Genomic DNA, 13,653 nt, shown 5'->3' with positions numbered 1-13,653 from the left:
GAGGTGGCATATGGCTTCGATACATGATTCTCTGAACGGCCTGCTGGGCATCGATGGCGCCCTGTGCGCAGCCCTGGTGGACAGCACCAGCGGCATGCTGATGGGCAGCGCGGGCTCCGGCCTCGACATGGAGCTGGCCGCCGCCGGCAACACGGAGGTGGTGCGCGCCAAGCTCAAGACCATGCGCATGCTCAAGCTGGACGATGCCATCGACGACATCCTGATCACCCTGACCCACCAGTACCACGTCATCCGGCCCGTGGCCGCCCATGAAGGCGTGTTCTTCTACCTGGTGCTGGACAAGAGCCGCTCCAACCTGGCGCTGGCCCGCCGCAAGGTGCAGGAGATCGAAAAGGACCTGGCACTCTGAGAGCGCCCGCGCTCTTGCCGCCAGACCTGCCGGAGACGGATTCCGGCAGGTTTTTTTTCGCCCGCCGTCACCGGTGCGCCACGGGCGCGCAGCGTACGCGCCGGCTTGCTGCCAGAATCGCCGCGTGCTGTCCGTCCTGCTGATCACCTTCCCCTTCTTTGCTCTCGTGGCCTGCGGCTTCGCAGCCACCTGGCGTGGCGTGCTGCCGCAGGCGGCGATACCGGGGCTCAACGCCTTCGTGCTGTATTTCGCGCTGCCCTGCATGCTGTTTCGCTTTGGCGCGCAGACGCCGATCGCGCAACTGCTGGATGTGGGCGTCTCCGTGGTCTACCTGCTGTGCGCGCTGCTGATGGTGGGCGCCACCGTGGCGCTCACGCTGCGGCGCGTGGGCTGGAACGATGCGGCCTTCGGCGCGCTGGTGGCCGCCTTCCCCAATACCGGCTTCATGGGCGTGCCCATGCTGGTGGCGCTGCTGGGTGAGCGTGCGGCGGGCCCGGTCATCGTCACCATGGCCATCGACATGGTGGTGACCACCTCGCTGTGCATTGCGCTGTCGCGCCTCGGAATGCCGGGCGGGCACGGTGTGGCGGTGGCATTGCGCCGCGCGCTGGCGGGCATGGCCTCCAACCCCATGCCCTGGTCCATCGTGCTGGGCGCAGTGGCGTCGGCGGCGGGCTGGACGCTGCCCGGCCCCATCGACCGCACCGTGGCCATGCTGGCGGGCGCGGCCTCGCCCGTGGCGCTGTTCACCATAGGCGCCGTGCTGGCGCGCTCGCAGATGAACAGCCATGAGCGCGTGGCCGCGCGCGACTACGTGCCCATCGCGCTGGCCAAGCTGCTGGTCCATCCGTTGCTGGTCTGGGCCGTGGCCCGCGCGGCCATGGCGCTGGGCCTGCCGCTGGGTGAGGAGGCCTTCGTGGCCCTGGTGCTGCTGGCCGCACTGCCCAGCGCCAGCAATGTCTCGCTGCTGACCGAGCGCTTCGGTGCGCATGGCGGGCGGGTGGCCCGCATCATCCTGGTGTCCACGGTGCTGGCCTTCCTGAGCTTCTCGGGCGCCGTGGCGTTGATGACCTGAGCCGGTCCGAGCGGCAGGCCTGGCAGGCCCGGACAGTCCAGGCCTGTCGGCAGGCTGGCGCTCTCTACAATCGCGCCCATGTTTTTTCACCACCTCGACGGGATTGCATGAAACCCTCCCCCTCTGCCCCGGCCGGCGCCCCCACGGGCGCGGGCCTGCTCTGGATGGTGACGCTGGCCTGCCTGCTCTGGGCCCTGGTGTCCTGGCTGGCCAATGGCAACCTGGACGGCTACCACGACATGCTGGAGAACTATGCCTGGTCCCAGCCGCTGCAGCTGGGCACGCACAAGCACCCGCCGTTCTTCGCCTGGGTGGTCGGCCTGTGGTTCATGGTGTTTCCGCAGAACGACGCCTTCTACCGCCTGCTGTCCTATGCCAATGTGGGCGTGGGCCTGTGGGGTGTCTATGTGCTGGGCCAGCGCCTGGGGCTGGCGCGCCTGGCGCCGCTGGGGGCGCTGCTGCTGCTGTGGTGCTTCCCGTATACGACGCTGGCCGGCAAGTTCAACGCCAACAGCCAGCTGCTGTCCCTGTGGCCCTGGGCGGCGGCCCTGCTGCTGGCCAGCTGGCAGGAAAAGGGGGCGCGCGGCGTGGCCTTCAGCGTGGCCCTGGGCGTGGTCTCGGCCGCCTGCATGCTCAGCAAGTACTACAGCGGCGTGTTCCTGGCCGGTTTTCTGCTGCCCATCCTCCTGGTGCGCGAAGGTCGCCAGTGGCTGCTCACTCCCAGGCCCTATGTGGCGCTGGCAGCCTTTGGCCTGGCGCTGGCGCCGCATGTGGCCTGGATTGCCCACCACCAGTGGGTGACGCTGGGCTATGCCATGGACCAGGGCGGCGGGCAGGTGGTGTGGGGCTATGTGCTGCGCTTTGCACTGGCGCCCATCTTCTACTGGCTGCCGGCCTGGCTGGCCGTGTGCCTGGTGTATGGCTTCATGCAGGCCCGCCAGCAAGGCGGTGGCTGGCTGCGCTGGAGCGCGCGCTTTCTGCGCCGCAGCTGGGCCTGGCAGGGGCGGGGCGACACCTTGTTCTGGCTGGCCCTCATGCCCTGGCTGACGACGCTGGGCTTTGGCGCCACCGGCGTGGTGGAGCTGTCCACGCCCTGGGCCATTCCCATCGGCTATGCCTTCGTGCTGCTGTGGCTGCGCAACCTGGACGCCGAGGCGCCTGCCGCGACGCAGGCCGCCCTGGCCGCGCTGCGCCGCGCCTGGTGGCCGAGCCTGGCCGTGGTGCTGGTGATTGGCGTGGCCGCGGGTTGGGGCAATGCGCGCAAGAGCAGTTCCGACTACTACCGGCCCGCGGCCGATGCGGCCCAGGCCATCGTGCTGTCCTGGAACCAGCGCCACCCGGAGCAGCCGCTGCAGTGGGTGGGCGGCGACTGGGCGGAAAACGCCATGCTCTCCTTCTATGCACAGCCGCATCTGCGCACCATCCCCGGCCTGCCCGACAGCGAATATGCGCGTGTGCTGGCGCTGCCGGACTGGCGCCGCCAGCCCGGCCTGCTGCTGTGCCCGCGCGGCCCCGTGGCCGGCGAGCCCGGGCCGACCGCGAAATCGCGCGATTGCGAGCGGCAGGCGCAGGCCTGGCTGGCGAAGCTGGGCCTGCCGCAGGAGCCGCGTGTGCTCACGCTGCAACGCTCGGGCTGGCGTTTTCCTGTGCCCACACCTTATGCGTATGCGGTTTTTGATGTGTTGCCGCGCGCGGGCAGCCAGCCCGCTGACAATGCTGGCCTATGACCGAATTGCATGCTGACATTGCTCCGGCCGCTCCCAAGGGAATGCTGCCGCGCGCGCCGCTGCGGCTGAGCTGCGTGGTGCCGGCCCACAATGAAGAGGGCAACCTGGAGGCGTTCCTGCGCGCCCTGGACGCGACCGTGCGCACGCTGACGCCCGACTACGAGCTGATCGTCGTCAACGATGGCAGCCGCGACGCCACGCACGAGATCGCGCTGCGCATGGCGCAGGAGCTGCCCGTGCGCTACCTGGCGCTGTCTCGCAACTTCGGCAAGGAGGCGGCCCTGTCGGCCGGCATAGACCATGCGCGCGGCAATGCCGTGGTGCTGATCGATGCCGACTTCCAGCATCCGCTGCAGATGCTGCCCCAGATGTGCGAGCTGTGGCAGTCCGGCTACGACATGGTCTATGGCGTGATCGCCGACCGGGGCGCCGAAAGCGGCGCCAAGCGGGTGGGCACCAACCTGTTCTACCGGCTCATGAATGCCGGCAACCTGGTGAAGATCCCGCCCAATGCCGGCGACTTCCGCTGGCTGGACCGCTGCGTGGCCGACGCGCTCAAGGCCCTGCCCGAGAGCCACCGGTTCATGAAGGGCCTGTACGCCTGGGTGGGCTTCAAGGCGGCGGCACTGCCGTTCGTGCCGGCCGACCGCACGGCCGGGGCGTCCAGCTTCAATTTCCGGCGCCTGGGCTCGCTGGCGCTGCTGGGGCTGACCTCGTTCACCACCTTGCCGCTGCGCGTGTGGAGCATCGTGGGCGGGATGATCTCGCTGGCGGCCCTGCTCTACGGGCTGTGGATCACCATGGAGACGCTGATCTTCGGCAACCCGCTGGACGGCTGGCCTACGCTGGCGGCCAGCATCATGCTGTTCTCGGGCGTGCAGCTGATGTCCATCGGCATCCTGGGCGAGTACATCGGCCGGATCTATGACGAGGTCAAGCGCCGTCCCACCTATCTGCTGGCGCGCGACGAGGACCGCAGCCCGCTGGCGCCGCGGGAGTAGTCATGCACGACGTGATCGCGCAGCTGCGCCGCCTGCCGCAGGCGCTGCAGTTCGTGCTGGTGGGCGGCTGCGCGGCCGCCACGCACCTGGCCGTGGTCGCCCTGCTGGTGCAGCTGGCGGGCATGGCGCCGCTGCATGCGAATGTGCTGGCCTTTCTCGTGGCCTTCGTGGTCAGCTACAACGGCCATGCGCTGTTCACCTTCGTGCAGACCCAGGCGCGTGGCCGGGCCGTGGTGGCCAAATACTTCGCCGTGGCCTGCGTCTCCTTCGTGGCCAATGAGCTGCTGTACTGGGCGGCCCTGCACTGGCTGCACTGGCACTATTTCTGGAGCCTGGCCCTGGTGCTGGTGCTGGTGGCGGTGGGCACCTTCGTCCTGGCCAAGTTCTGGGCCTTTGCGGCCCCCGGACGCAAGGAATCCCCATGAACACCATGCCTGCCATAAACGGGGAGAAGTCCCCGGCCAGAACCGTCGTCCTGTGCGCCGACGACTATGCGCTGCACCCCCTGGTCGACGAGGCCGTGGAGCAGCTCACGCTGCAGGGCCGGCTGTCGGCCACCAGCTGCATGACCACCTCGCCGCACTGGAGGCAGGCGGCCAGGCGCCTGCCCGCGCTGCGCCCGCGCCTGTCGCTGGGCCTGCACTTCAACCTGACCGAAGGCCACGGCCTGCAGCCTGCCGCCGGAATCGGTGCCGTGATCGCGCGCGCCTATGCCGGCGCACTCGGCGGCGCCGCCATGCGCGACGCCTGGCGCCGCCAGCTCGACGCCTTCGAGGACGCGCTGGGCATGGCCCCCGACTTCATCGACGGCCACCAGCACGTGCACCAGCTCCCCGGCGTGCGCGCCGCGCTGGTGCAGGAATTGCGCCAGCGCTATGGCGACAACGCCGACGACCTGCCCTGGGTCCGCTCCACCACCCCGGCCGGCCAGCTCTGGCGCGACCCCAAGGCCGCCATCATCGCCCTGCTCGGCGGCTGGACCACCACCCGCCGCCTGCGCCGCCAGGGCGTGCCGCTCAACCACGGCTTCGGCGGCGTCTACGCCTTCGACAAGCCCACGCCCGAAGGCTATGGCCGCCACATGGCCCAATGGCTGGCCCAGCTGCAGCCCGGCAGCCTCATGATGTGCCACCCCGCCACCGCCCCCGTCCAGGGCGACGCCATAGGCGCCCAGCGCGCCGTCGAATACGCCTACCTGCGCTCCGACGCCTTCGCCCAGGCCCTCGAACAAGCGCACTGCCACATCGCCCAAGGCCCCCTCACCCCGCTGTTCACATCGAACTAGCAAGCGGCAATAGAAAAAGCCCGGCCAAAAATGACCGGGCTTTCAGGGCGCAACGCAAAAAACCGACGCACCCCAAGGCGAGAGACACCGAGGAAGGGCCGCCCCGCACCGAGGGTGTCGTCCCCCTCCCCCGCGAAGCGGGTAGAGAGGGGGAAGGCGCGCCAGCGCCTCAGGGGGTGCCTATCAATACTCCCAGAAGATGCGCTGCAGCTGCTTCGTGTCCTGCGTCTTGGTCAGGGCCACGGCGGCCAGCAGGCGGGCCTTCTGCGGGTTCAGGTCATGGGCGACGACCCAGTCGTACTTGTCGTCGGGCTGCTCGGCGTTGCGCAGCACGAAGCCGGCCGGCACGCGCGAGCTGCGCACCACGATCACGCCCTTTTGGCGCAGTTCATTGAGCTTGGGCACGATGCGGTCGGCCACCGAGCCGTTGCCCGTGCCGGCGTGCACGATGGCCTTGACGCCGGCCTTGCCCAGCGCGTCGATGGCCGTGGCCGGCACGTTGCCGTAGCCGTAGACGATGTCCACGGCGGGCAGGTCGGTGATCTGCTCGATGTTGAACTCGCTGCCCCTGGTGTGGCGCTTGACGGGGGCGCGGAACCAGTAGGTCTTGCCCTCGACCACCATGCCCAGCGGGCCCCACTGGCTGGAGAAGGCATTGGTCTTGATGTTGGTGAGCTTGGCCACATCGCGCGCGGAGTCGATGTTGTCGTTCATGCTGACCAGCACGCCCTTGCCCGCCGAGTCCTTGGAGGCGGCCGTGGCCACGGCGCCCAGCAGGTTCAGCGCGCCGTCGGCCGAGATGGCCGTGCCGGGGCGCATGGAGCCGACCATGACGATGGGCTTGTCGGTGGGCACCACCAGGTTCAGGAAGTAGCCGGTCTCCTCCAGCGTGTCCGTGCCGTGGGTGACGACGATGCCGTCCACGCCGGGCTGCTTGGCCAGCTCGTTGACGCGGCGTGCCAGCGTCAGCAGTTCCTTGTTGGTGAAGCTTTCGGAGGCGATCTGGAAGACCTGCTCGCCAGAGACGTTGGCGATGTTGCTCAGCTCGGGCAGGCCGGCCAGCAGCTTGTCCACGGGGACCTTGGCGGCCGTGTAGGTGGCGCTGTTGACGGCGCTGGCGCCCGCGCCGGCAATGGTGCCGCCCGTGGCCAGGACGACCACATGGGGCTTGCCGGCCTGTGCGGCGGGAGCGGGTGCAGGGGCGGTCGCCGTGGCGGGCGCTGCGGCTGCGGGGGCCTGGCTGGCGCCGGGCTGGGACGCGCAGCCTGCCAGCGCAAGCGCGACGGCCATCAAGGTCATACGGAAGGGGGTGAACGGCATGTATCGCTCCTGGAAAGGCATTGAATGATCCAGCCTTGTGGGCTGAATGCGGCACGATGCAATAAACATGCCCCGCCTGCATCAGCGCAAATCCCGATGGGAGCCGTGCGGCGGATGCGCTAAAAGCGCTTCCGAAAAAGGAGCGGTGAACGCTTTGTGGGATTGCACCAAAGGCCTGAAAGGCTTGAGGTTTTTTGGGGCCGTTCCAGAGGCTGTGCCACGTTCAGATGGCCAGCGGGTCCACGTCCACCAGCCAGCGCACCAGGGCGCGGTGCTCGGGCTGTGCCCTGATCCAGTGCAGATGCGCCTGCCAGGCCCAGAGAAAGCGCAGCAGGGCGGGCCGCTGGGCCGACTCGATCAGCATCTGCGCCCGCTCCACATTGGCCACGCGCTGGACGGACATGGGAATGGGCGGGTAGAGAAACACATCGTCCACATGGGGCAGGCCGGCCTGGCGCGCGGCTTGGGCGGCGGCGGCCAGAAAGGCCTGGGCGGCCTCCTGGCTGCGCGCATCGGCCCGCACGATGGCCTGGAAGGCAAACGGCGGCATGCCCGCATCGCGCCGCTCGCGCAGCTGGCGCGCCGCAAAGGCTGGGTAGTCGTGCGAGCGCAGCGCGGTGTAGACGGGATGGGACGGGTCGTGCGTCTGTATCCACATCTCCGGATGGCTGCCCTGGGCGGCCACGTAGTGCGCGTCGCGCCCTGCGCGGCCGGCCGCCTGCATCAGCAGGCTGAACAGGCGTTCGGGCGCGCGGTAGTCGCTGGAAAACAGCGCGCTGTCGGGCTGGACGGCGGCCACCAGGGTGATACGCCGGAAGTCATGGCCCTTGGCCACCATCTGGGTGCCGACCAGCACATCGATGTCGCCGGCATGCACCTGGGCCAGCTGCTCCTCCAGCGCGCCCTTGGCGCGCGTGGTGTCGGCGTCTATGCGCGCCACGCGGGCGGGCTCGCGGTCGGGGCGCTGCACATTGCGCAGCAGGCGGGCCAGTTCTTCCTCCAGCTGCTCCGTGCCCTTGCCCAGCGGCAGGATGTCGGGATTGCCGCAGCCGGGGCAGGCCATGGGCACGCGCTGGGTGTAGCCGCAGTGGTGGCAGCGCAGCGTGCGGTCGGCCTTGTGGAAGACCTGGTGGGCACTGCAGTGCGGGCAGTCGCTTTTCCAGCCGCAGTCGGCGCAGAACAGCACGGGCGCGAAGCCGCGGCGGTTGAGCAGCACCAGGCTTTGCTCGCCGCGCTGCACACGCTCGGTGATGGCATCGATCAGCGGCGGCGAGAACACGGCCTTGCGCGGCTGCTGGCCCATGTCCACCAGGCGCACGCGCGGCAGGGCGGCCGCGCCGATGCGGCTGGGCATGTGCAGGCGCAGGTAGCGGCCGCCCTGCGGCTCGTCGGCACTGGGCGGGCGGCTGGCGTGCCAGCTCTCCAGCGAGGGCGTGGCGCTGCCCAGGATGACCTTGGCGCCGGTATCGCGCCCGCGCCAGATGGCCAGGTCGCGCGCCGAGTAGCGCGCGCCTTCCTGCTGCTTGTAGCTGGCGTCGTGCTCCTCGTCCACCACGATCAGCGACAGCCCCGGCAGGCTGGCGAACACCGACATGCGCGTGCCCAGCACGATGCGCGCCGTGCCCGTGTGTGCCGCCAGCCAGCTCTTGAGCCGCTGCGGGTTGGTCATGCCGCTGTGCATGCTGACCACGCAGGCCGCGCCGTACTGCGGCGCAAAGCGCGCCAGGAAGCGCTGCTCCAGCTGGGGCGTGAGATTGATCTCGGGCACCATCACCAGCACCTGGGCGCCGGGGTCGGCATCCAGCGCGGCCTGGGTGGTCCTCAGGTAGACCTCGGTCTTGCCGCTGCCCGTGCTGCCGTAGAGCAGGAAGGGGCCGGGGTGGGCGGCGATCTGCGTGAAGACGTCGGCCTGCTCGGCGCTGAGGACGATGGGGGGAATGTCTGCGGCGGCCGGGGCCGGTGCGAGCGCTGATGCAGGCGCAGCGCCAGGCGCCGGTTGCGCCTGTTCCGCCTTTGCAGCCTTGGCCGCTCTCTTCGCCGCGGCCTTGGTCGGCCTGAGCCGGCGCGCCAGTTGCTCGGCCGTCATGTCGCGCAGCTGCGGCGGCAGGGCCGTCACGGCGATCTCGCCCACGCTGCGCTGGTAGTAGTAGGCGGCGAAGGCCACCAGCCGCCGCCAGGCCGCCGGCAGCGGCGCGATGCCCTCCAGCACGGCGCAGATGGCGCGCAGCTCCACGCCTTCGGGCATGGGGGGCGGCTGGGCCGGCGCGTCCCAGACCACGCCCAGCAGTTCCCGGCGTCCCAGCGGCACGCGCACCAGGGTGCCCGGCTCCAGCGGCTGCTCGCAGGTGTAGCTCAGCAGATCACCCACGGCGCTGTGCGCCGGCGTCTGGACGGCGACATGGACGGTATGGGCGGGAAGGGGCATGGGAAGAAAGCGGGGCCTGAAAACGCTGGCGCCGCAGGGCACGAACAGCGGCAACAAAGCCGCCAAGCATAAGCCTTGGGCAGCGTCCGAGGCGTGGGAAGCGGCGTTCTACACCAGACATCCCGGGCGGTGGCTACGGGTTTCTGGGTATATCGTCAATTTCTGTGGATAACTTTGTGGGGATTATTCGGATCTATGGCCATCCCCCCATTTGTCTGACCTTTCCGAGTGGTGCATTCTGAAAACGGTGCTATCAAAAAAAATCTTCAAAAACAACGGCTTATATCGATATGTCGCCCGCGTGCAGGCGCGGGTGACAACTGTGAGTCCTAAGACCTCGCTCAGATTTTTCTGTGCATAAGATGGTCTGTGGCCATCTTGTGCAGCAAGCGCCGGCCGGGCGCGCGGACTGTGGACAGCGCGGCCCAGCCGGGCCGGTGGCTGTCACGGCAGGGGGCCGGCGCTGCGCTGGCATCCGGTCCTGCGTGTGATGAGGAGCAGGGCGGGCGCTCAGCGCTGGCGCATGGCGCGCGAATGGCCGTGGACGGCCTCGACCAGGGCGGCCACATGCTCGGGCGGCGTGAACTGGCTGATGCCGTGGCCCAGGTTGAAGATGTGCGTGGGGCCCGTGGTGGTCCTGTCGGTGTGCGGGGCGCCGAAGCTGTCGAGCACGGCGCGCGCCTGCTCGGCCACGCGCTCGGGCGGCGCGAACAGCACATTGGGGTCGATGTTGCCCTGCAGCGCCTTGCCGGGTCCGCCCACCTCGCCGCCGACGATGGCGCGGGCGCGGGCCAGGTTGGCCGTCCAGTCCAGGCCCAGCACCTCGCAGTCCAGGTCCTTCATGTCGGGCAGCCAGATGCCGCCGCCCTTGGTGAAGACGATGCGCGGCACGTCCTGCCCATCGACGCCCGTGCGTTTGAGTCCGGCCAGCACGCGCTTCGTGTAGGCCAGGCTGAATTCCTGGAAGGCGCCATCGGCCAGCACGCCGCCCCAGCTGTCGAACACCATCACGGCCTGGGCGCCCGCATCGATCTGGGCGTTGAGGTAGGCGGCCACGCTGTCGGCGTTGACGGACAGGATGCGGTGCATCAGGTCGGGGCGCGCATACATCAGGCTCTTGACCAGGCGGTAGTCGTCGCTGCCCTTGCCCTCGACCATGTAGCAGGCCAGGGTCCAGGGACTGCCCGAGAAACCGATCAGCGGCACGCGGCCATCGAGCGCGCGGCGGATGCTGGTCACGGCATCGAACACATAGCGCAGCTTGTCCATGTCGGGCACGGCCAGCTCGGCCACGGCGGCCTCGTCGCGCACCACCTTGGCAAAGCGCGGGCCTTCGCCTTCGGCAAAGGACAGGCCCAGGCCCATGGCGTCGGGCACGGTCAGGATGTCGGAGAACAGGATGGCCGCGTCCAGCGGGAAGCGCTCCAGAGGCTGCAGCGTGACCTCGGTGGCGTAGTCCACGTTGGTGGCCAGGCCCATGAAGCTGCCGGCCCGGGCGCGCGTGGCCTTGTATTCGGGAAGGTAGCGGCCCGCCTGGCGCATCAGCCACAGCGGCGTGTAGTCGGTGGCCTGGCGCCGGCAGGCGCGCAGGAAGGTGTCGTTGGTCAGGGGGGCGAAGCTCATGGTGGGCGATTGTCGCCGAGTCGGCTTCGCCAGGTTGCCGCGATGCCCGAGCAGCGCAGGGCGTCTTGCCCCGGGTTAACCCTGGTCAATATCGGCGGCAACGGGCTTTTTGAGGCCGCTACATTGTGCGGCGTGCGTTCCGCACGGGAATCCGTCCATGCAAGGAGAGAGTTTGCGATGCAGCGAAGAACCCTGACCCAGATCCTGGCCCTGGCACCGGCCTCGGCCGTTTGGGCTGCCAGCGGGCTGGCTGGAAGTGCCACGGCGGCCGAGCCGCTGTTTCCGGGCAAGGCGCCGCTGCGCATCGTCGTGGGCTACCCGCCCGGTGGCGCCACCGACCGCGTGGCGCGCATCCTGGCCGACAAGCTGCAGGCGCGCGTGGGCTCGCCCGTGGTGGTGGAGAACAAGCCCGGCGCGGGAGGCCGCCTGTCGGCACAGTATGTGAAGAACGCGCCGGCCTCCCAGCCCGCGCTGCTGCTGGCCAACCCGGCCGTGATGCTGGTGGCGCCCCTGGTGTTCCCTGACTCGGGCTACGACCCCGACAAGGACTTCCGCCCGGTCAGCGAGGTCAATCGCTACGAATTCGGCGTGGCCGTGGCCAGTGCCGTGCCCGTCAGGCAGCTGTCGCACCTGCTGGCCTGGCTGCGTGCCAATCCGCAGCAGGCCAACGTGGGCGTGCCGGCCACGGGCAGCCTGCCGCACTTCTTCTCGCTGATGCTGGGCGAGGCCGCCAAGGTCCGGACCGAAACCGTGGGCTACAAGGGCTCGGCCCCGCTGCTGACCGACCTGGTGGGCGGCCAGGTGCCGCTGGCCATCGACACCTTCGACGTGCTGCTGCCCCAGCACGAGGCCGGCAAGATCCGCGTGCTGGCCGTGTCGGGCGAGCGCCGCAGCACGATGGCGCCGGACATCCCCACGCTCAAGGAATCGGGCCTGAACCTGTCGGGCATGGGCTGGAACACCTTGTTCGCGCCCCAGAGCATGGCGCCCGACATTGCCGAGCGCCTGTCGCGCATGGTGCAGGAGATCATGAAGGAGCCCGACACGCGCCAGAAATTCGAGGCCAGCCGGCTGACCCCGGTCTCCAGCAGCAGCGCGCAGACGGCCGAGATGCTCAAGGCCTACCGCGCCCAGTGGACGCCGGTGGTGCAGCGCTCGGGTTTCAAGCCCTGAACCTTCGACAAATCGGCCCGTGAGGGCCTTTTTTCATGGGGCCTAGGGTTTCCTCGGTGCCTGGGCGCTTGTGGTGGAAAGGGTCTGGCGACTAACATTTACCGACCATTCGGTAAATTATGTTTGATCTGCCGCATAAAGACGGCAGACAGGCCACGGAGACTTCCATGCCCCCATCGCTGGTTCTGGTTGAGCAGCAAGACGCCGTCCGCACCCTGGTGCTGAACCGCCCCGACGCGCTCAACAGCTTCAACGCGCAGCTGCACGAGCAGCTGCTTTCGGCCCTGGAACAGGCTGCCGGCGATGCCTCGGTGCGCTGCGTGGTGCTCACGGGCGCGGGGCGCGGCTTTTGCGCGGGCCAGGATCTCTCCGACCCCGAGGCCGCGCCCGACCAGAACCTGGGCGACCTGATCGAGCGCCGCTACCAGCCGCTGTGCCTGCGTCTCAAGTCCATGCCCGTGCCCGTGGTGGCCGCCGTCAACGGCGTGGCTGCCGGCGCGGGCGCCAATATCGCGCTGGCCTGCGACCTGGTGCTGGCCGCACGCTCGGCCAGCTTCATCCAGGCCTTTGCCAAGATCGGCCTGGTGCCCGACTGCGGCGGCACCTGGCTGCTGCCGCGCCTGGTGGGCCGTGCGCGCGCCCTGGGCCTTGCGCTGCTAGGCGACAAGCTGCCTGCGGCCGAGGCCGAACGCATCGGCCTGATCTGGCGCTGCGTGGAAGATGCCGATTTGCGCAGCGAGGCCCAGACCCTGGCGCAGCGCCTGGCCGCCATGCCGGTGCGGGCCCTGGCGCGCACGCGGGAGGCCATGGACTCGGCCCAGCTGCTGGACTACGAACATGCGCTCACGCGCGAGGCGCGCCAGCAGGGCCAGCTGGGCGCAGCCCACGACTACCAGGAGGGCGTGGCCGCCTTTCTGGGCAAGCGGGCTGCCGTGTTCTCGGACCGCTGAGGAGCCCGCCATGCAAGACAACCACACCCCGGGCGAGGCCGCCCAGCGACTGGCCGAGCAGGTGCGCGACGGCATGCTGGCGCGCGACCGCGCCGCGCAAGGCCTGGGCCTGCGCATCACGGACATCGCCCCCGGCGCGGCGCGCATGGAGATGGCCGTGCGCGACGACATGCTCAATGGCTTCGACATCTGCCACGGCGGCTTCATCACGGCGCTGGCCGACACGGCCTTTGCCTATGCCTGCAATGCGCGCAACGAGATGACGGTGGCCTCGGGCCTGAGCGTGGACTTCGTCGCGCCCGGCCGGCCCGGCGACGTGCTCACGGCCCAGGCCCGCGAAGTCTCGCGCGCAGGCCGCACCGGCGTCTATGACGTGCAGGTCACCAACCAGCGCCAGGAAGTGATCGCGCTGTTCCGTGGCCGCTCGCACAGCTTCAAGGGCCGGCCCACCGTGCCCGGCCTGAACCAGCCCGTCTGAAAGGGCCCAGCCATGCCTGTCCAGCGCCCCGCCCCCGGCGAACTCGAACCCATCGAAACCGCCAGCCGCGACGAGATCGCCTCGCTGCAGCTGCTGCGCCTGCGCTGGTCGCTGCAGCATGCCTACGACCATGTGCCGCATTACCGCCGCGCCTTCGATGAGAAGGGCGTTCATCCGTCCGACCTGCGCACGCTGTCCGATCTGGCCCGCTTTCCCTTCACCACCA

The 13,653-nt window shown here is 69.4% G+C and carries 12 protein-coding genes and 1 pseudogene; 10 read left to right on the top strand and 3 right to left on the bottom strand.

Features of this window, described 5'->3' with window-relative positions:
- Window positions 1-10 precede the first annotated feature (10 nt).
- The 6 genes from AC5I49_RS15790 (at window position 11) to AC5I49_RS15765 (ending at window position 5,458) form a co-directional block, all read left to right on the top strand.
- The gene (locus AC5I49_RS15790) at window positions 11-370 is read left to right on the top strand and encodes a hypothetical protein (RefSeq protein ID WP_016450375.1); all 360 of its coding nucleotides are present in this window, start codon (window positions 11-13) and stop codon (window positions 368-370) included.
- 124 nt (window positions 371-494) lie between these two features.
- On the top strand, window positions 495-1,445 hold the full coding sequence (locus AC5I49_RS15785; protein ID WP_016454507.1) for an AEC family transporter: 951 nt from the start codon (window positions 495-497) through the stop codon (window positions 1,443-1,445).
- 107 nt (window positions 1,446-1,552) lie between these two features.
- Window positions 1,553-3,172 (top strand): glycosyltransferase family 39 protein, encoded by a 1,620-nt coding sequence (locus AC5I49_RS15780; RefSeq protein ID WP_495789595.1) that lies wholly within the window; start codon window positions 1,553-1,555, stop codon window positions 3,170-3,172.
- Window positions 3,169-4,173: a glycosyltransferase family 2 protein gene (locus AC5I49_RS15775; RefSeq protein ID WP_016454509.1), complete on the top strand. Its 1,005-nt coding sequence runs from the start codon at window positions 3,169-3,171 to the stop codon at window positions 4,171-4,173. The genes AC5I49_RS15780 and AC5I49_RS15775 overlap by 4 nt, the downstream gene beginning before the upstream one ends.
- 2 nt (window positions 4,174-4,175) lie before the next feature.
- Complete coding sequence (locus AC5I49_RS15770; RefSeq protein WP_017406517.1) at window positions 4,176-4,598, top strand: GtrA family protein; 423 nt, start codon at window positions 4,176-4,178, stop codon at window positions 4,596-4,598.
- Entirely contained in the window at window positions 4,595-5,458 is an 864-nt protein-coding gene (locus AC5I49_RS15765; protein ID WP_495789594.1) for a ChbG/HpnK family deacetylase, read from the top strand. Before AC5I49_RS15770 ends, AC5I49_RS15765 begins: the two co-directional genes overlap by 4 nt.
- Before the next feature lie 183 nt (window positions 5,459-5,641).
- Here AC5I49_RS15765 and AC5I49_RS15760 read toward each other — a convergent pair whose 3' ends face one another.
- From AC5I49_RS15760 to hemE, 3 genes are all read right to left on the bottom strand, one after another.
- Window positions 5,642-6,778 carry an asparaginase gene (locus tag AC5I49_RS15760; RefSeq protein ID WP_046988369.1) on the bottom strand — a complete coding sequence of 379 codons (1,137 nt, stop codon included), beginning with the start codon at window positions 6,776-6,778 and terminating at the stop codon, window positions 5,642-5,644.
- A 223-nt stretch (window positions 6,779-7,001) separates the two neighbouring features.
- Entirely contained in the window at window positions 7,002-9,203 is a 2,202-nt protein-coding gene (gene priA / locus AC5I49_RS15755) for a replication restart helicase PriA (protein WP_212646621.1), read from the bottom strand.
- 510 nt (window positions 9,204-9,713) lie between these two features.
- The gene (gene hemE / locus AC5I49_RS15750) at window positions 9,714-10,826 is read right to left on the bottom strand and encodes a uroporphyrinogen decarboxylase (RefSeq protein ID WP_046987045.1); all 1,113 of its coding nucleotides are present in this window, start codon (window positions 10,824-10,826) and stop codon (window positions 9,714-9,716) included.
- Between the two features lie 177 nt (window positions 10,827-11,003).
- On the opposite strand from hemE, the gene AC5I49_RS15745 reads away from it, so the two are divergent.
- The 4 genes and pseudogenes from AC5I49_RS15745 to AC5I49_RS15730 all read left to right on the top strand — a co-directional run.
- Window positions 11,004-11,999 (top strand): tripartite tricarboxylate transporter substrate-binding protein, encoded by a 996-nt coding sequence (locus AC5I49_RS15745; RefSeq protein WP_495789593.1) that lies wholly within the window; start codon window positions 11,004-11,006, stop codon window positions 11,997-11,999.
- 167 nt (window positions 12,000-12,166) lie between these two features.
- A complete protein-coding gene (locus tag AC5I49_RS15740; protein WP_046987044.1) occupies window positions 12,167-12,949 on the top strand; it encodes an enoyl-CoA hydratase-related protein in 783 nt (260 codons plus the stop codon).
- Window positions 12,950-12,959: 10 nt separating this feature from the next.
- Window positions 12,960-13,427: a hydroxyphenylacetyl-CoA thioesterase PaaI gene (paaI, locus tag AC5I49_RS15735; protein WP_043792457.1), complete on the top strand. Its 468-nt coding sequence runs from the start codon at window positions 12,960-12,962 to the stop codon at window positions 13,425-13,427.
- 12 nt (window positions 13,428-13,439) lie between these two features.
- A pseudogene (locus AC5I49_RS15730) lies at window positions 13,440-13,653 on the top strand (phenylacetate--CoA ligase); the annotation flags it as partial.

It is taken from the genome of Delftia sp., assembly GCF_059499305.1.
Note: the sequence above shows the minus strand (reverse complement) of the source record. Positions and strands in the feature narration are given on the sequence as shown.